This is a genomic window from Buchnera aphidicola (Cinara kochiana kochiana) (genome assembly GCF_900698905.1).
GTDB lineage: Bacteria > Pseudomonadota > Gammaproteobacteria > Enterobacterales > Enterobacteriaceae > Buchnera_F > Buchnera_F aphidicola_W.
This window is the reverse complement of record NZ_LR217707.1, coordinates 206,284-226,691: the sequence shown is the minus strand read 5'-3', so window position 1 is coordinate 226,691 and position 20,408 is coordinate 206,284. Positions and strand designations below refer to the sequence as shown.

At 21.6% G+C, this 20,408-nt stretch carries 16 protein-coding genes; 11 read left to right on the top strand and 5 right to left on the bottom strand.

What is annotated here, in order from left to right:
* Window positions 1-36: 36 nt before the first annotated feature.
* A complete protein-coding gene (locus tag BUCIKOCA2762_RS00965) occupies window positions 37-573 on the top strand; it encodes a flavodoxin (RefSeq protein ID WP_154028561.1) in 537 nt (178 codons plus the stop codon).
* 150 nt (window positions 574-723) lie between these two features.
* Here BUCIKOCA2762_RS00965 and gap read toward each other — a convergent pair whose 3' ends face one another.
* Entirely contained in the window at window positions 724-1,722 is a 999-nt protein-coding gene (gene gap / locus BUCIKOCA2762_RS00960; protein WP_154028559.1) for a type I glyceraldehyde-3-phosphate dehydrogenase, read from the bottom strand.
* 574 nt (window positions 1,723-2,296) lie between these two features.
* Here gap and mfd point away from each other — a divergent pair.
* On the top strand, window positions 2,297-4,384 hold the full coding sequence (mfd, locus tag BUCIKOCA2762_RS00955; RefSeq protein WP_154028557.1) for a transcription-repair coupling factor: 2,088 nt from the start codon (window positions 2,297-2,299) through the stop codon (window positions 4,382-4,384).
* A 286-nt stretch (window positions 4,385-4,670) separates the two neighbouring features.
* Window positions 4,671-5,666 carry a beta-propeller fold lactonase family protein gene (locus BUCIKOCA2762_RS00950; protein ID WP_154028555.1) on the top strand — a complete coding sequence of 332 codons (996 nt, stop codon included), beginning with the start codon at window positions 4,671-4,673 and terminating at the stop codon, window positions 5,664-5,666.
* Between the two features lie 191 nt (window positions 5,667-5,857).
* Here BUCIKOCA2762_RS00950 and glyA read toward each other — a convergent pair whose 3' ends face one another.
* From glyA to rlmN, 3 genes are all read right to left on the bottom strand, one after another.
* Window positions 5,858-7,108 (bottom strand): serine hydroxymethyltransferase, encoded by a 1,251-nt coding sequence (glyA, locus tag BUCIKOCA2762_RS00945; RefSeq protein WP_154028553.1) that lies wholly within the window; start codon window positions 7,106-7,108, stop codon window positions 5,858-5,860.
* Window positions 7,109-7,221: 113 nt separating this feature from the next.
* On the bottom strand, window positions 7,222-8,499 hold the full coding sequence (hisS, locus tag BUCIKOCA2762_RS00940) for a histidine--tRNA ligase (protein ID WP_154028551.1): 1,278 nt from the start codon (window positions 8,497-8,499) through the stop codon (window positions 7,222-7,224).
* Window positions 8,500-8,602: 103 nt separating this feature from the next.
* Window positions 8,603-9,688: a 23S rRNA (adenine(2503)-C(2))-methyltransferase RlmN gene (rlmN, locus tag BUCIKOCA2762_RS00935; protein WP_232036825.1), complete on the bottom strand. Its 1,086-nt coding sequence runs from the start codon at window positions 9,686-9,688 to the stop codon at window positions 8,603-8,605.
* 183 nt (window positions 9,689-9,871) lie between these two features.
* Between rlmN and BUCIKOCA2762_RS00930 the strand changes: the two genes are divergently transcribed.
* Window positions 9,872-10,672, top strand: coding sequence for an inositol monophosphatase family protein (locus tag BUCIKOCA2762_RS00930; RefSeq protein ID WP_154028547.1), 801 nt, complete (start codon window positions 9,872-9,874; stop codon window positions 10,670-10,672).
* A 190-nt stretch (window positions 10,673-10,862) separates the two neighbouring features.
* Here BUCIKOCA2762_RS00930 and BUCIKOCA2762_RS00925 read toward each other — a convergent pair whose 3' ends face one another.
* On the bottom strand, window positions 10,863-11,603 hold the full coding sequence (locus tag BUCIKOCA2762_RS00925; protein WP_154028545.1) for a pseudouridine synthase: 741 nt from the start codon (window positions 11,601-11,603) through the stop codon (window positions 10,863-10,865).
* Window positions 11,604-12,178: 575 nt separating this feature from the next.
* On the opposite strand from BUCIKOCA2762_RS00925, the gene trpD reads away from it, so the two are divergent.
* The 7 genes from trpD (at window position 12,179) to sppA (ending at window position 20,405) form a co-directional block, all read left to right on the top strand.
* Window positions 12,179-13,189 carry an anthranilate phosphoribosyltransferase gene (trpD, locus tag BUCIKOCA2762_RS00920; protein ID WP_154028543.1) on the top strand — a complete coding sequence of 337 codons (1,011 nt, stop codon included), beginning with the start codon at window positions 12,179-12,181 and terminating at the stop codon, window positions 13,187-13,189.
* An 8-nt stretch (window positions 13,190-13,197) separates the two neighbouring features.
* Complete coding sequence (gene trpCF, locus BUCIKOCA2762_RS00915; RefSeq protein WP_154028541.1) at window positions 13,198-14,568, top strand: bifunctional indole-3-glycerol-phosphate synthase TrpC/phosphoribosylanthranilate isomerase TrpF; 1,371 nt, start codon at window positions 13,198-13,200, stop codon at window positions 14,566-14,568.
* A 34-nt stretch (window positions 14,569-14,602) separates the two neighbouring features.
* Complete coding sequence (trpB, locus tag BUCIKOCA2762_RS00910; RefSeq protein WP_154028539.1) at window positions 14,603-15,778, top strand: tryptophan synthase subunit beta; 1,176 nt, start codon at window positions 14,603-14,605, stop codon at window positions 15,776-15,778.
* An 18-nt stretch (window positions 15,779-15,796) separates the two neighbouring features.
* On the top strand, window positions 15,797-16,618 hold the full coding sequence (gene trpA / locus BUCIKOCA2762_RS00905; RefSeq protein WP_154028537.1) for a tryptophan synthase subunit alpha: 822 nt from the start codon (window positions 15,797-15,799) through the stop codon (window positions 16,616-16,618).
* 115 nt (window positions 16,619-16,733) lie between these two features.
* The gene (locus BUCIKOCA2762_RS02090) at window positions 16,734-17,474 is read left to right on the top strand and encodes a YciC family protein (RefSeq protein ID WP_420022479.1); all 741 of its coding nucleotides are present in this window, start codon (window positions 16,734-16,736) and stop codon (window positions 17,472-17,474) included.
* A gap of 244 nt (window positions 17,475-17,718) precedes the next feature.
* The gene (locus tag BUCIKOCA2762_RS00895) at window positions 17,719-18,126 is read left to right on the top strand and encodes a hotdog domain-containing protein (protein ID WP_154028533.1); all 408 of its coding nucleotides are present in this window, start codon (window positions 17,719-17,721) and stop codon (window positions 18,124-18,126) included.
* A gap of 410 nt (window positions 18,127-18,536) precedes the next feature.
* The gene (sppA, locus tag BUCIKOCA2762_RS00890; protein ID WP_154028531.1) at window positions 18,537-20,405 is read left to right on the top strand and encodes a signal peptide peptidase SppA; all 1,869 of its coding nucleotides are present in this window, start codon (window positions 18,537-18,539) and stop codon (window positions 20,403-20,405) included.
* Window positions 20,406-20,408 lie beyond the last annotated feature (3 nt).

Genomic DNA, 20,408 nt, shown 5'->3' with positions numbered 1-20,408 from the left:
TTGATTAATATTAATGTTTTTATTAAGAAGGCAAAAATGGATCAAGTAGGTATTTTCTATGGTAGTGATACTGGAAATACAGAAAAAATTTCTTATATTATACAAAAAATTATAGGGATAAGCCAATCTAATGTTTTTGATATTTCTAATATTTCATTAAATAAAATGGAAGATTTTAATATCTTATTTTTAGGAATATCTACATGGTATTATGGAGAATTGCAGTGTGATTGGGAAGAATCGTTACAACAATTAAAAAAAATAAATCTAAAAAATAAAATTGTTGCTCTTTTTGGATGCGGTGATCAAGAAGATTATTCAGAATATTTTTGTGATGCTATTGGAATTATGTATCATCTTTTAAAAAAAAAAAGTGTTCAATTGGTTGGATCTTGGCCAATAACAGATTATTATTTTGAATTTTCTAAAGCTCAAAAAAATAAAACACATTTTTTTGGATTACCGCTTGACGAAGATAATCAATCTCATTTAAGTAATCAACGCATTAAAAGATGGTTAAAATTAGTAAATTCAGAAATTAATATTTTACATTCTAACAATAAATTAAATTAATTAAATTAATATATGTTAAGTAATTATTTATTAATAATTATTAATAAATTGAAAAAATAAATATTTGACAGTATCAAAATAAATATTATTGAATACTGTCAGAATATATTTAAAATTTTAAATATGCAATGTATATATAAATAAATAAAACTATCTAGACGCAATCCATTCAGCTAAATCTAATACTTTTGTAGAATAACCAACTTCATTATCATACCATGATATTAATTTAACAAAATTTTTATTTAATGCTAAACCAGCTTTTTCATCAAATATCGATGTTAAGTGTGACCCATTAAAATCACTAGACACTACTTCTTCATCAGAATATCCTACAATATCTTTCATATATGTATTAGATGCTATTTTAATTGCAGAACATATATCTGTATAATTTACTTCTTTTTTTAATTTAACGGTAAAATCTACTACTGATACATTTGCAACAGGTACTCTAAACGCAATTCCGGTAATTTTTTTGTTTAATTCAGGGAGAATTTTACCGACTGCTCGAGCAGCTCCGGTAGATGCAGGTATTATATTTTGTAAAGCACCTCTACCGCCTCTCCAATCTTTTAAAGAAACTCCGTCTACGGTTTTTTGAGTAGCTGTAATTGCATGAACTGTAGTCATTAATCCTTCAATAATTCCAAATTCATCATTTACTATTTTGGCTAAAGGAGCTAGACAGTTAGTTGTGCAAGATGCATTAGAAACAATTTTTTGGCCATTATATTGGCTAAAATTGACTCCTTTAACAAACATAGGTGTATCATCTTGTGATGGTCCGGTTAATACAACTTTTTTAGCTCCAGCGATTATGTGTTGAGAAGCAGATTGAGTAGTTAAAAATATTCCAGTTGATTCAATCACTATATCAATATCAAGATCTTTCCAATTAATTTTTTTGGGATCTTTTTCAGAAAAAATATTGATTTTTTTATTGTTTACGAGTAAATAATTTTTTTTGTTTTTAATAGATCCGTTAAATAAACCATGAGTTGAGTCATATTTCAACATATACGCAATGTATTTTGAATCTAATAAATCATTAATTGCAATTATTTCTATATTTGGTCTTGTTTGAGCAATTCTAAATATCATTCGTCCAATACGACCAAATCCGTTTATAGCAACTTTAATTTTCATATAAAATGATTACCAATAAATTTAAGTATATATTTTTGATAAAACTATTTTTTTGTTTTTTTTTATTAAAATAATATATTTATTTTTGAATAATTATATAAAGCATATTTCTATACAATTTAAAAATTATATTTTTTAAAAAAATATTTATTTTTAACTATGTATTTTATAAGTTTTATAAATTATTTTCAATATAGTATATATATTATATTAAATAGTAGCATTTATACCTTAATATATCAACATTGAGATATTTTATTATTCATTTATATGTAATATTATACTTAATAATTTAAATGAATGTTTAATATTTTTATATAAACTTTATTTTCAATAAATATTTTTATATACTAAAAATTTATCAGAATTAATTAATTAATCTTATTTTATACTTTTTAATACCTATAATTATATTAATAGCATTATATTTAAATGTAAAATTATATTTTTTAATTTAATTTTATTTACATTTAATTAAATTAAATTTATTAATAATTATAATATATATATATGTTGCATAATAATAATAATATTATTATTTTTTATTTATATAAAATTGGAATATATTTATTAAATGAAACATTTTACAGCAATAAAAGATAAAAAAAATAATTTTTCTGAATTAACTTCAACAACAAAAATATTTCATAAAAATCAATTAGTAGTACATGTTAAATACGGTATTGGTAGATATATTGGATTATGTACTTTAAATACTAACGGTGTAATAGCGGAATATTGTATATTAATGTATGCTGATCAAGCAAAATTATATGTTCCTGTTACATCTATTGATTTAATTTATTCCTATAATCCTATTACATCTTCAGAAGTACCACTACATACATTGAGTAGTAAGAAATGGTTATTAGAACGTAATAAAACAAAAAAAAAAATTTATGATGTAGCTGTTCAATTAATTGATAATAGATCTCATCGTATTTTAAGAAAGGGGTTTTCTTTTAAAAAAAATATTCTTCAATATGAAAATTTTTGTAATCAATGTTCTTATTTAATTACAGATGATCAAAAAAAATCTGTTCAAGAAATTATTAGTGATATGATGAAACCTGTTCCTATGGATAGATTATTGTGTGGAGATGTAGGTTTTGGAAAAACTGAAATAGCAATGCGAGCTGCTTTTATAGCTTTAGATAATCACAAACAAGTTGCTTTATTAGTACCAACTACATTATTAGCTCAACAACATTATAAAACATTTAAAAATAGATTTTCTAAATATTCGTATAATATTAATACATATTCGCGTTTTACTTCTACTAAAAAAGAATTATTAATTAAATATAAAATAAAAAATGGACAAATAAATATTTTAATAGGCACTCATAAAATTTTATCAAAAAATTTAATATGGAAAAATTTAGGATTACTTATTATAGACGAAGAACACCGGTTTGGTGTACATCATAAAGAAATAATAAAAAGATTATATATAAATATAGATGTATTAACATTAACAGCTACTCCAATTCCTAGAACTCTTCATATGTCTTCTTTAGGAATTAGAGATTTGTCTATTATATCAACACCTCCTAAAAAACGCTTAACTATAAAAACTTTTGTTCAAAAATTTAATTCAAAAACTGTAAGAAAAGCAGTTCTTAAAGAATTAAAACGAGGCGGACAAATATATTATATATATAATAAAATCAAAAATATTGAATATAAAAAAAAATATTTATCTAAATTAATACCGGAAGCACGTATTCAAATTAGTCATGGAAAAATGCATCGTAAAGATTTATATAACATTATGTGTGATTTTTTGAAAAAATCTTTTGATATATTACTAAGTACTACTATCATAGACACTGGAATTCACATTAGTAATGTTAATACGATGATTATAGAACATGCAGATCAATTTGGTTTATCGCAATTACATCAGTTAAGGGGTCGTATTGGTCGTTCCACAAGACAAGCTTATGCGTTTTTTTTTATATCAAATCGTATAAAAATTAATAAAAAAGCAGAAAAAAGATTAAATTTAATTAAATCTTTTACAAGTTTAGGTGCTGGTTTTATATTGTCTACATATGATTCAGAAATTAGAGGGGTCGGAGAATTATTAGGAAAAAATCAGAGCGGACATATTAACACTATCGGTATTGAATTATATAAAAAATTTTTAAATAATGCCATTAACACAATTACAAAAAATAAAGACACAACTGCACTTAGTGAACTACATTTAAATAATATGCATGTAGATATTCAACTACATGTATCAGCAATTTTACCTGAAAGTTATATTAATGATATTAATATTCGATTAATGTTTTATAAAAAAATATCGCGTATTAACAATAATAAAAAATTAAAAGCTGTTAAAAATAAAATATACCATTTATTTGGAAAATTACCGAAATATGCAGAAAATTTATTTTTATTAACTATAATAAAAATTATGTCTTCCAAAATAGGAATAAAAAAAATTCAATTTTCTTTTACAAAAATATATATATTTTTTTATAAAAAGAATATTCTAAATATTAATTGGTTATACGAAAAAATAATAAAAAATCCACAATACTGGAAATTATCAACAGATAAATTATCTTATAGTAAATCATTTAATGATGATCAAAAGAGTTTATTATGGGTTAAAAAATTCTTATATGATATCCTTAAATCTTATTAAGTGTATTAATTTTATTTGATGATATCTAGTATTTTATATATAAATATTAACAAATAATTAACTGTGTAGTATTTTAAATACTTATATAATAATGATATCTTGTAAAATATTATTTTTAAATACATTAACTCTAAAAACAGAGATCAAATATAATCTGTTATTAAAACTTAATTGTAATAATAAATATTTTACAAATTATTAATAATTACTATCAAATGTTTATATAATATTTTATATATTATTGAAAATAAATAATTTTATTGACATATCTTTTGTTGGAAAATATATGAAAAAAAATATTTTTATTTCTTGTTCGCTTAATAAGCATATTGAACACTGGACTTTAACAGAAAATTATATTTTATTAAAAAAATCTATTTTTTATACAACCGGATACCCTCAACCTTTAAAATATAATCAAAAAGACAAATTATTATATGTTGGAGAAACAATTAATAATAAAATTGTTACATATAAAAAATATTTAAACAATCAATTTAAAAAAATTCATGAAATTAAATTATCTCATACACCTAATTATATTTCTTTAAATAAAAATAAAACAGTTTTATTAATGGCATCATATCACGGTAATAGATTTAAAACATTTTCATTAAATTCAATTGGATTAATTAATAATATTAGTTGTATTGTGAAAAATATTCAAGGATGTCATTGTATTAAAATACATTATAAATATAACTTAATATTTGTATCTGCTCTTAAAGAAAACAAAATATATATTTATAGTATCTTTTTTAAAAAAAATACTAAAATTACTATAGTATTAAAAAATATTGTATATACTGTACAAAAAAGTGGTCCGAGACATATGGTATTTCATCCTTTAAATCCTTTTGTGTATTCTATAAATGAATTAAATGGAACAATTGATGTTTGGAAAATTGATAATCAATTGATTACATTAATATTGATACAATCAATTTCATTAATATCAGACGCTCAAACACATCATTTTTGGGCTTCAGATATCCACATACACCCTAGTAAAAAATATTTATATGCTTGTGATCGATTTCATAGTATTATTTCGTTTTTTAGTATTAATGATACTACAGGTATTTTATTACATAAATATACTTATAAAACTATATTACAGCCTCGATCATTTTGCATCAGTAAGGATGGAAAAATATTAATAGTAGTAGGAGAAATTTCAAATTCTATGATGATATATCGTATTAATAATCATACTGGTTATTTGGCAGTAAAAAAAGAAATATCTATAGGAAATAATCCTTTATGGGTATTAATTGAATGATAAATAATGTTATATAGATTATAATATGTTAAGAATATATAAATAAAAATTTATGTTACATATATTATGTAACATAAAATATTTATATATTTTTTTAAATAAGAAAATAATTTTTAATTATATCTATTGTCTAGATTTTATAAATTATAATAATTTTTATTTAAATTAAATTTTTTAAATAAAAAAAAATTTTATATCTTATATATTGGATAATTTTTACATATTATTTTTATTTTTTTTCTAATACTTTTTATTTGTAATAAATCATAAGGATTGCTTAAAATATCACATATCCAATTAGTTATCTTAATAACATCATTAATTTTAATATTACGCTTAACTATTGCCGGAGTACCGATACGAATTCCTGACGTAATAAACGGATTTTTACAATCATTAGGAATAGTATTTTTGTTGACAATAATTCCTGCATGAGAAAGAATATTACTGGCTTCTTTTCCCGTTAATCCCTGTTTTGATACATCTATTAAAAACAAATGATTTTCTGTTTTTTTTAATATAACTGTAAATTTTCTTTTTAAAAATACTTTAACCATTTTTTTAGAAAAAAATAAAATATTTTTTTGTAATAATGAAAATTTTTTATTCAAAGCTTCTTTAAAAGCAACTGCTTTAGCTGCAATGACATGCATTAAAGGCCCGCCTTGAGTACCGGGAAACACAGACGCATCTAATTTTGAATATAATTGTTTATTTCCATTTTTAGATATAATCAAACCTCCTCTTGGTCCGCCTAAAGTTTTATGTGTTGTAGTGCTAACTACGTGAGCATAATTTAATGGATTTGGATATAATCCAGCTATAATTAAACCTGCAACATGTGAAATATCTACTAAAAAATATGCATTAATTTTATCAGCAATTTTACGCATATATTTCCAATCACATATTCCTGAATATGCTGAAAACCCACCAATAATTAATTTAGGATGATGCAAAATACATAAATGCTTAAATTCTTCATAATCTATATCACCTTTTTTATTAACACCATATGTGTAAGATTTATATATTTTTCCTGAAAAATTGACAGTTGATCCATGAGTTAAATGTCCGCCATGATTTAAATTCATCCCTAATATAACATCCTGTGGTTTTAGCAAAGCCTGAAATATTGCAAAATTAGCTTGTGAACCTGAATGAGGTTGAACATTAGCATAATCAACATTAAATAATTTTTTTGCTCTACGAATGGCAATAGATTCAATATGATCAATAATTTTACATCCATTATAAAAACGATTTCCGATATATCCTTCTGCATATTTGTTAGTTAAACAAGAACCTTGCGCTTCTAGTATAGAAGAACTTGCATAATTTTCAGATGCAATTAAATTAATATATGATTCTTGTCTAATTTTTTCTTTGTTAATTAGATTCCAGATTTTTAAATCTGTTTTTTTTAGTGTTTTATTTATCATGATTATATTGTACTTATATTAAAATATTCGTTTTATTTTTTAAAAAATTTTATAAATATTTCATTAATTAAAATTATTTTAAATAAATGATATTTATTTTCATATTGTAATAGTTAATTAATAAAAACGCATGGACGTTTAAAAATACGATTAATTGAAATAATTTTTTTTGTTTTTTTGAATACATTTTTAATTAAAATTTTATTCATATTTAGCATATTAGGTTCTAAAATTAATAAAAAATTTGATTTTATTTTTTTTGATATATTTTTATAATTATTATTTTTTAGTATTTTTAAAGAAGTATTTATTCTAAATTTCGGCCATATTAAACGTAATCTATTAGATAGATATATTGCAAATACTGAATAAATAGATTGTAAAAAAATAATATTTATATCTATAAAAAAATTTTTAAAATAATTAGGGTTAAATAATTTTTTTAGGATGAATAATCTATCCATACCAATTGCAAAACCAATAGCTGCGTTTTTTTTACCGCCTAAATATTCTACTAAATTATCATAACGACCACCAGCACAAATAGTATGTTGTGATCCTAAATATTTTGAAGTCCATTCAAAAACAGTATCGTTATAATAATCTAATCCTCTAACTAATCGATTATTTATTTTATAATTTATTTTTGATTGACTTAATAGCTTACACAGTTTTTTAAAACGCATATATGAATTTATATTTAAATAGTTATTTAATATCGGCGCAAATTTTAGTAATTTTTGTATATAAATATTTTTACTATCTAAAATACGAATAGGATTAGTAGATAGTAATTTTTTTTCATGTTGAGTTAATTGAGAAATATGTTGTTTAAAAAAATTTATTAACTCTGATGCAAAAATTTTTCTATCTGGTATTTGGCCAATTGAATTTATTTCTAATTTTAAATATTGTAATAAATTTAATTTTTTCCAAATTTCAGTAGTTAACATAATAACTTCATAATCAGTAATATAATTTTTTAAACCAAAAAATTCTACTCCTAATTGATAAAATTGTCTAAAACGTCCTTTTTGTGGTCTTTCGTAACGAAACATGGGACCGTGGTACCATAATTTTTGAATTTGAGAATCATAAAATATATTATTTTGTATACATGCACGAATACAACTCACTGTTCCTTCTGGCCTTAAAGAAATTTTATTTTGTTTTTTATCCCAAAAATTATACATTTCTTTGTGAATAATATCGGTATTATTGCCAATGGCTTTTTCAAATAATTGTGTTTTTTCAACAATTGGAAAACGAATTTCAAAATAAGCATGACTATATAATATATTTTTAATTTTTTTTTCAATTGTATTTAAATAATAAGTATCACAAGGAAGAAGATCGTGCATACCTCTAATTGATTGATATTTTATACTCATAAAAAATTAACATTCCTATATTAAAATTATTAATTTAATTAAATTTCTATACATCAAAAATATTAATATTTTAAAAAAACTAACAAAAATAAAACATTGATTATTATATATTTACTTGGGAAATATTTTTTCCAATTAGTTGCCCACAAGCAGCATCAATATCAGAACCTCTGTTCTTTCTAATTGTAACAATAAAACCTTTATTTTTTAAGTAATTTGAAAAAATAATAATTTTTTCGTAACTACTGCATTGATAAAAAGAATTTTTTATAGGATTCCACGGAATTAAATTAATTTTACATGGTATATTTTTTAATAAAACTGATAATTCTTTAGCATGAGATATGCTATCATTAATATTCAATAACATAATATATTCAATGGTTACTATACCACGATTTGCGGTAGATTTACTTAGATAATTTTTAATTGATAATAATAACATGTTTATATTGTAAACTTTATTAATTGGCATAATCATGTCACGAATATTATCATTAGGTGCATGCAGGGAAATAGCTAATGAAATATCTATTTTGCCTGCAATTTTATTTATTGCGGGAACAATACCAGCTGTAGATAGAGTTACCTTATTTTTAGAAAAATTAAAACCATTTTTATCTATAATAATATCTATAACAGGAATTATATTACGTAAATTTAATAAAGGTTCTCCCATACCCATCATTACAATATTTGTTATAGGGTGTAATATATAATTTTTTAATTTAAATTGATGTATTTTATTTATAACAAACCATATTTGACCAATAATCTCCGAAACTAATAAATTACGAGTATATCCTAATTTACCTGTAGCGCAAAAATTACATTTTAACGCACAACCTGCTTGTGATGAAATACATAAAGTAGCACGATTTTTTTCTGGAATATATACAGTTTCAACAAATTCAGTATTAAATAAAAATTTCCATTTTATTGTTCCGTCATTTGATTTTTTTTCTTCTGAACATTGCGGTAACTGAATTACGGATACATTTTTTAATTTATGTTTTAAAATATTACTTAAATTATGCATTTTATTAAAATTTATACAATATTTTTTATAAATCCATTCCATCATTTGTATTGCTCTAAATTTTTTTTCTCCTAACTGTAAGAAAAAATCTATCATTTTTTTTAAATTTAAATCTAATAAATTTATTTTTTTTTTATTTTTTTTTAACATCATTATTTCCTAATATATATCAGTTAATATTATTTAAATATTAAAATATAAATAAATTTTTTAAATTTATTAAAAATAAGTATATAATAAATAATTTATTAAAAATAGATTAATTTTTATTATAAAAATTAATCTATTTTTAATAATATTTAAATTTATGTTAAAATACGGGAAAATTATTATATGAATCCTATACTAAATATAGCTATTAGAGCTATTCGAGTAGGCGGGAAAATTATTTCACAATATTATGATTCGAAAAATATAGAATGTGTTACAGAAAAATCCAAATTTTTACATTGTATATATAAAATAAGAGAAAAAGTATTTTTATCAATTTCTTCTATTATACATCAATCATATCCCAAACATTCTATTATCAATACATGTTCTAAAAAAAAAATTATTGATGATAATTATCAATGGTTAGTGAATCCGTTAAATGGAACAATCAACTTTATTAAAAAAATTCCACATTTTTGTTTATCTATACTTATAAAAGAAAAAAATAGAATATGTATATCAGTAATATATGATCCTATTAAAAATGATTTATTCACAGCTATTAACGGTCAAGGCGCTCAATTAAATGGTTTTCGTGCTAGATGTTGTGAATATAAAGATCACGTTCAAAATAAAATTATAGCTATTTATTTTAAAAAAAAAAATATAAAAAACACTTATCTATATACATCATTAACACAACAATTACTACAAGAGAAAATATCTTTACGACAAACAGGATGCTCAATTTTAGATTTAGCATATTTATCTTCTGGAAAAATAAATGCATATATTGGATTTAATGAAAAATTTGTGCGTATTGCTTTTGGAGAATTACAAATCCGAGAATCCGGCGCATTAATAACAGATTTTTTAGGCGGACATAATTATATTAAAAATAATATGTTATTAGTTGGACAAGCTAATATATTAAAATTTATTTTAAAAAAAACACGTATTTTAAACCAAAAAATAATTTAAAAAAAATTTATATATAAAATTTATTAATTATATTTAATAATAAACATTATTGTCATTATTTTTATGATGACGTTATTAATATAAATATTAAATATATTAATTAAAGATGTATTTTGTATAAACATAAATAGATATCAATAAAAATTATTAATCTACAGTTATCAATATTTTTATTGATAATATCTATATATTAGATACTTTTCAAGTTAACTGAATTGAAAATATTGTTTATATTAATAGAATTTAATGCTATGAAGTTTCCAGTTTTTAAATTTTTAGGTAATTTAATAACACCATAACTAATACGAATTAATCGATTAACTTGTATGCCTACAGAATTCCATAATAAACGTACTTCATTTTTTTTGCCCTGTAGTAATGAAACTTTAAACCATTGATTTTTATTTTTATTATTTTGACAAACAATATCTAAAAATTTAGAAATAGAATTACCTATTTTAATTCCATTTTTTAAAATTAAAATTTTTTTATTTGATATTTTTCCATACACTCTTACTAAATACTCTCGTTTAATCATATAACGAGGATGCATTAATCTATATGCTAATTCTCCATAATTTGTAAATAATAGCAAACCTGATGTATTAATATCTAACCTACCTATACTAATCCAACTAGAGTTATATAATTTAGGTAATTTGTTAAATACAGTAATTCTATTGCTTGTATCTTTTTTTGTACATATTTCACCAATAGGTTTGTTATAAATAACAATTTTTGTTGTATCTTTTTTTAAGAAAAATTTTTTGTTGTTTAATGAAATATATTGGATATTATTTTTTACAAAACTTTGACCTAAAGAAACAGATTTTCCGTTTATTTTAATTAATCCTCTACATATTTTTTTTTCAATATTACGACGTGAACCAAAACCATAACTAGATAATATTTTTTGAATTCTTTCTTTCATAAAATATTTCCTATCTATATAAATATATATGTAATATGTAATATTACTGTGAGAATATATTTGAATATTTATTAAAGTATATTATATTTTCATACACAAATTATTTTATAAAGATATTTAATCTCTCAAATATTTATTTTTTTAAAATATTTTTTTTTATTTAAAAAAATGCTATTATAATTTCATTAAAATTATTAAAATTTATTAATATATAATTAATTAATTTTATTGATTGCATCATATTATATATACATTATTCATATAAATTAATACTAAAGTTTAATATAATTAAATTATTTTTAATATATAATTGTACATATCAATATATTATATATATATAATATAAATTAATACATTATAATAAGTAAAAATCATAAAAATATTATTTTTTAATAAAATTAAATATTTTTTAATAAAATAATATTAAAAAATAAATTAATTAATTATAATAATAAAATAGTAATTTATTTATAATCAAATAAGATTTTTTGTATTTTTTTAATCCAAAAAAAATTTTACACAAACCATATCTTGTAGTTTAAAAAAATTATTATTTAATAAATTTACATAAAAATATGAAAAAAATTTTAAAAAAAATATATAATGGAAAATATTTAAATGAATTAGAAAGTTATACATTATTTGAAAGCATATTTAAAAAAAAGATAAATAATATGCAAATTGCAGCTGTATTAGCAATATTATCCTCTCGAACAGAAACATATGAAGAAATTATTGGTGCAAGAAAATTTTTAATACAACAAATGCCATTATTTCCTAAATCTCATGGCTATATATCTGATATTGTAGGAACAGGCGGCGATCAACAAAATAGTTTTAATATATCAACTGTTAGTGCTATTGTTTCTGCGTGTTATGGTATTAAAATTGCAAAAATATGTAATATAGGTTCGTCTAGTCAACTCGGATCTGCGAATTTATTGCAACAATTAAATATAAATACCAATATTACTCCTAAACAATCTAAACAATGTTTAGATAAAATGAATATTTGTTTCTTACTAGCTAATAATTATTTAAGTGATTTTAAAAAAATATCTAAAATTCGTAGTTTATTACAAACAAAAACAATTTTTAATATACTAGGCCCGCTATTAAACCCTGCCCAACCTACTTATGCATTAATTGGAGTATATAAACCTCAATTAATGTTAACATATGCAAGAATATTATCATACTTACTGTATAAGCGAGCTATTATCGTTCATAGCAGCGGTATAGATGAAGCTACTTTACATTCCAATACAACTATTGTGGAATTGAATAATAAACAAATAAAAGAATATGAGTTATCTCCCGAAGATTTTGGTTTAAAAAAATATCATAAAAACTATATTATAAAAAAAAGTAAATTAGAAAATTATTTAGAAACTATAAAATTGTTTAAAGGAAAAGGAGAACCGGTATATACACAAACAATTGCCATGAATGTTTCATTATTAATGAAAGTATTGGGTAATAATGATATACGTAAAAATACATCAGATATTTTAAATTTTATTAATACTGGTCAAGTATATAAATTTGTTCTTAAACTATCTAAATTATGCAAATTATTTAATTAAATAATATTATGAAAAAAAATATAATTTCAAAAATATTAAACAGTACATATCAATGGATCCAATATAAAAAAAAAAAAATACCTTTAAATTCTTTTTATGGAAAAATTGAAACATCAAAATTTTCTTTTGAAAATAGTTTTAAAAAAAATCATCCATCATTTATATTAGAATGTAAAAAATCATCACCATTAAACGGTGTTATTAACACTAAATTTAATATTTCAAAAATAATTAAAGTTTATAATAAATATGCTGATATTATTTCTATAATTACCGAAGAGAAATTTTTTCAAGGTAATTTTAAATATTTGTTAAAAGCACGTGCTAAAACAGATAAACTTCTATTATGTAAAGATTTTTTTATTGATCCTTATCAAGTATATTACGCACGTTATCATCAAGCAAATGCAATTTTGCTGATGTTATCTATTTTAGATGATAATACTTATATAAACTTATCTAAGATTGCAAATAGTATGAATTTAGGAGTTTTAACAGAAGTACATACTTATGAAGAATTACAACGTGCATTATTTTTAAAGGCATCAGTAATAGGAATAAATAATAGAAATTTAACAAATTTATCTGTAAATATCAGTAATACACAACAATTAGCACCATTAATTCCTAAAAATAAAATTGTTATTTGTGAATCAGGTATAAATAGTTATAAAAATGTTCGTTTATTAAGCAATATTGTAGATGGTTTTTTAATTGGAACACATTTAATGCGTTCTAATAATTTAGAATTTGCTACACGTAAAATAATCTATGGTAAAAACAAAATTTGCGGTTTAAAACAAGACATTATTACAAAATTAGCATCAAAAATAGGTTGTATCTATGGAGGATTAATTTTTATTCCTCAGTCTCCACGATATATTGATACTCAACAAAGCAAAAAAATCATACAAAATACTTTACTAAAATATGTAGGTATATTTAGTAACGAACAACCTCAATATATTTTAAAAAAAGTATGCGAGCTTGATTTATATGCAGTACAGTTACATGGTCAAGAAAATGAAGAATTTATTAAAATTTTAAAAAATTTATTACCTCATCATGTACGTATTTGGAAAGTTATATCAATGAATAAAAATACAATAATTCACAAAAATATAAATATCAATCGTTATGTGCTAGATAATAAAAACGGAGGTACTGGAAAAACTTTTAACTGGAATTTAATAAATAATTTTGATGTATCTAATATGATGTTAGCTGGTGGTTTAAATTTAAAAAATATTTTTACAGCATCTAAATTAGGATTTTGCGGATTAGATTTAAATTCAGGTTTAGAAGCATCTCCGGGTATAAAAGATCCAAATAAAATTAAGTCAGCATTTAAAATATTACGATTATGTTCTAAAAAATAACCATTTATTTAACTAAATTATAAAAATTAATAATATGACTATATTAAATCCTTATTTTGGAAAATTTGGCGGTATGTTTGTTCCCCAAATTTTAATGCCGGCTTTACATGAATTAGAAAAGATATTTGTACAAACACAACATGATAAAAAATTTAAAAAAAAATTAAAGTACTTATTATGCTCCTATGCTGGTAGACCTACTCCATTAACATTATGTAAAAATATTACAAAAAATACAAAAACTAAAATTTATTTAAAACGAGAAGATTTATTACATGGAGGAGCTCATAAAACAAATCAAGTTTTAGGACAAGCTTTATTAGCAAAAAAAATGAAAAAAACACATATTATTGCAGAAACTGGAGCCGGGCAACATGGCGTTGCATCTGCTATAGCTTGTGCTTTATTAAATTTAAAATGTCGTATATATATGGGAAAAACAGATGTTCTGCGACAATCTCAAAATGTGTTAAGAATGAAATTATTAGGTGCAGAAGTTATCTCGATATCATCTGGATCCGGAACTCTTAAAGATGCTTGTAACGCTGCTATGAGAGATTGGTCTAATAGTTACTATAACTCTCATTATATGATCGGTACAGTAGCCGGTCCCCATCCATACCCTACTATTGTAAAAGAATATCAAAAAATAATTGGAAAAGAAGCTAAAAAACAGATTTTATTAGTAAATAAAAAATTACCAAATTACGTTATTGCGTGTATAGGTGGAGGATCAAATGCCATAGGAATTTTTTCTTCTTTTATACAGCATAATTCGGTCAAATTGATTGGAGTAGAGCCAGCAGGGTTAGGGTTAAATACTAATAAACATGGTGCTGCTTTAAATGTAGGAAAACCAGGAATTTATTTTGGCATGAAATCATACTTAATGCAAAATTATGATGGACAAATTAAAAAATCATGGTCTATTTCAGCGGGTTTAGACTTTCCATCAGTAGGTCCGGAACATGCTTGGTTAAAATCTATTAATAGAGTTCATTATTCAACTATTACAGATGAAGAAGCAATTTATGCTTTTTTACAGTTATCTAGGTTAGAAGGAATAATTCCAGCTTTAGAATCTTCACATGCTATTGCATACGCATTAAAAATAATGCACAAAAATCCAAATCGGGATCAAACTATTATTGTAAACCTATCAGGACGAGGCGATAAAGATCTTGCTACCATCCATGATAAAATTAATTAATTAATTTAAAGTAAAATTATGAGCTCACGATATAAATTGTTGTTTAAAAAATTATCTTCTAAAAAAGAATGTTGTTTTATTCCATTTGTAGTATTAGGAGATCCATCTATAGATATATCAATAAAAATTATTGACATATTAGTTAAAAATGGCGCTGATGCACTAGAATTAGGAATGCCATTTTCAGACCCTATTGCTGATGGACTCACTATACAGAAAGCGCACTTAAGAGCTCTTTATAATAAAGTATCTATTAAAAAATGTTTCAATATTATTGAAAATATTAGAAATAAATATACTAATATTCCAATAGGAATATTAACTTATGCTAATCTTGTTTATCATAAAAAAATATCAATTTTTTATTCATATTGCAGTTCGATAGGTATCGATTCTATTTTAATTGCAGATTTACCGATAGAAGAATCTAATTTTTTTAAAAAAGTAGCTGATAAATATCAGATTTCATCGATTTTTATTTGTCCTCCAGATGCTAAAACTAGCTTGGTTAAAAAAATTATCAAAGTAAATAAAGAATATACATATTTAGTCTCTAGACCCGGCGTTACTGGAATACAGCCACTATATTCTCAAAAATTATTATTCAAAACAATTCAAAAATTAAAAAAATATAAATCATCTCCTATTATACAAGGATTTGGAATCTATAAATCTTATCAAATTAAAGAAATTTTAAAAAATGGTATTCAAGGTATTATTTGCGGTTCGCGTATTGTACATATAATAGAAAAAAATATTCAAAATAATACTAAAATGTTTATAAAAATAAAAAAAGTAATAAAAAAATTTAAAAATGAAACAAAAAATATTTGCGTTTAAAAATTTAATATATATATTTAAATATAAACATATGATCTAATGAAAATATATAAATATATTATTTGATATAAAATTTTATTTTAAGTATTAGGAGGAAGAATATATTTTGTCGAATATGTATATTATAATGATTGATGTAAATCGATTTTTTTATAACAATAAAATAAAAATATTTATATTTTCTACTATAAGCGCGTTTACTAATCTATTTATAGAATATATATGTAGCGTTAATATAAATGAATTTTCTATTTTATATAATTTAGATTACTCTAAAAAATTATCTTTATTTAACATAATTAATAATATGAGTATAAATCAAAAAAATATTATTTTTTATATAGAATGTATTAAATTAATAAGTGTTACTGTTAGTCAATTTTTATTAATTACATCGGTGATATGGTTAATTCCATTTATTTCTCTACCCTTAATAAAAAAATTTACTTATATACAAAAAAAAATATTTAAATATTTTTTTTTATTTATCTTAACAATTTATCTACAATATTCGTTAATAACACTAAAATTTAATTTTTTTATAATTATAAAAATAATATTCTCTATTTTTTTACTTACATCTATAATTTTTTATATAATAGAAAAAAAAAGTATTTTTTATACATTAAAAATTAGTTCAAGATGTGTAATACATAATACACATTTAATGATACCAATTATTTTTATGTCATTAATATTTAAATATTTAATTTTTATCTTATTAAATTTATTTAATATATCTGCCATACATATTAATATTTTTATTTTAAATATTTTTATAAATATATATTTTTCTTATATAATTATCTACTTATTTAGATTTTATATTTTTTGTAAAACAAAGGATACTATTTAATATGATTAATATTAATGAAGTATACTATATGTATTTCTAATAATTAAAAATATTTTAATTATTAGATTGAAATAAAATATGAAAATTATATAATCTTTTATATTAAAGAATAAAATAAAAATTAGTATTAAAAATAAACATTTATTATTTTTTATATAAAATTTATAAATTTAACAATTAAAATAGTTATTATGTATAATTTTTATAAAAAATTTTGTTCAATTCTAACTAATTAGTGAATAAAATGCCTAATCGTAAAGATTCTAATGTTGTTTGTGATAAAAATTTAATGTTAAGAACGCTTGCTATGCCATCTCATAATAATGTAAACGGAAATATTTTTGGCGGATGGATTATGTCACAAATGGATCTGGGTGGTGGTATATTAGCTAAAAAAATTTCACAAGGAAAAATATCTACATCTTATATTAAGGATATAAATTTTATAAAACCAATATTTGCTGGTGATTTAGTAAGTTGTTATGCTAATTGCGTAAATATCAAAAATACTGCTATAAAAATTTACATTGAAATATGGATAAAAAAAATAACCACGCATTCTTACGGATTAACATATTGTACTAATACAGCTTTTTTTACCTATGTAGCTATAGATGATTACGGAAAACCAAGAGTATTTTCGACTATTTAATATTTCTATATAGTTTTTATATATATATCACAATTTCATTATTATATTAATATACATAATATAATATAAATTAAAAATATATTATCAAAAATAATATTTATAAAAAATTTTCAAAAAACAATTGATAAATGTTTACAAAAACTTAATAAAAATATGAATAGATCTCATAAATATAAACAAACAATTTCATAATATTTATTATAAATTGTAAAAGAAACAATAATAAATAAATTTAAATGTTTTTTAAAATATTAATAATATCAATGTATTTAATATATACAAACTATACAAGTTTTATATTTTAAGCATTAGTTTTATATATAAATTATATAAAATTTATTTTTTATAATATTTATTATATTATTTAATTTTTTAAAGATATTTAATAATTAAAGAGGTTAATTATTCATATGAGTACACTATTTATATTAATAATAAAAATGCTAAAATATGCATATAAATTATTAAATATAATTAAAGATTTAATACTTAATGCAATTTTATTACTAATAATCATTGTTGTTATTTGGACAATATGTAGTGTAAAAAAAAACAATATTCCTGAAACTAAAGAGATACCAGATAAAATATTGGTTATAAGTCCGCAAGATTCTATGGAAGAGTTGCCTATACTAAATAAATCACAAAATAATATATGTCCAGATTTTTTAAATAATTTTGTTAAAAATAAAAAAAATAATTCTATTTTTGAAATTACTAAAAAAATTAAACAAGCAGAAAAAGATCCTAAAATATTAGGCATAATATTAAAAGTAAACAATACTTTTAATAGTAATCAAGTAATTCTAGAGTATTTTGGAAAAAAATTACAAGAATTTAAAAAATCTAGCAAACCAATTATTGCCATGGGTAGTAGTTATTCACAAAGTGAATACTATTTAGCAAGTTTTGCTGACAAAATTTTTTTATCGCCACACGGATGTATTAATCTAAACGGTATTTCCAATGATAAAATGTTTTTTAAAAAATTTTTTGATATTTTTAAAATACATATGCATATTTTTAAAGTAGGAAAATATAAAGGAGCAGTAGATCCTTTTTTAAGAAATTCTCCATCAAAAGAGAATAAAATAATAGATAAATCTATCGTCCGGTTTAAATGGAAAAAATTTTTGGAAGTTATAGCTCGCAATAGACATGTGCCTATAAAAGAAATTTGTCCTTATCCCGATAAAATCATTAAATATTTAAAAAAAAATAATAATAATTTCGTAAAATACGCATTACATTACCATTTAATAGATCATGTTGTTAAAAATAAAAACTTTACCAATTGTATAAACCATAAATTTTATGACGATCAAGAAAATCACGCTCATGATTTTATTGATATTAGTGAATATCAACTTCATGAAAAAAAAATACCATCAAATCCCAATAAAATCTCTATCATTATAGCTAATGGAGTGATTGGGCAAAATTCTGACCAACCTAATTCTATGGATGTTCAGTATATTTTAAATGAAATTAATACCGCTAAAAACGATGATACCGTAAAAGCAGTTATTCTAAGAATCAATAGTCCGGGAGGTAGTACTGAATATTCAGAAATTATAAGACAAGAACTAATTAAATTACGAAAAACTAAAAAACCATTAATAATCTCTATGGGAGATATTGCTGCATCTGGAGGTTATTGGATTGCCACTGCTGGTGATTATATCATTGCACATCCTACTACAATTACGGGATCAATAGGTATTTTTTCTGTAATACCTACACTAGAAAAACTACTTTCGTCTATAGGCGTACATAATAGTAGGATATGTACACAACAAAATCATACATTTAATATTTTTAATAATCTTACATTACAAGATAAAAAAAAAATTATGCTAGATGTTTGCTCTGGATATAAAAAATTTATCAATATTGTAGCTCAATCACGTCATAAAACAAATAAAGATATACAAAAAATTGCAAATGGTCGAATATGGTTAGGTATTCATGCAAAACAAATAGGATTAGTCGACCAATTAGGTGATATAGATGTTGCTATCAAAAAAGCAGCTGAATTATCAAAAATAAAAGATTTTAATATTGTTTGGCCAGTACCATTATGCTCGATATCAAAAAATGTTACAGATAAAGTTAATACATTAATTAAAATAATATCAAAGAATATATTAAGAGCATTTTTTTCTGAAGTTTTAGTAAACAACATGTTTATTATCTATAATAAAATTTATTTTATATGGTCAATAATAACATCACACCAATCAATTTCTATTTGTCTTGATAACTATACATTAAAATAATAG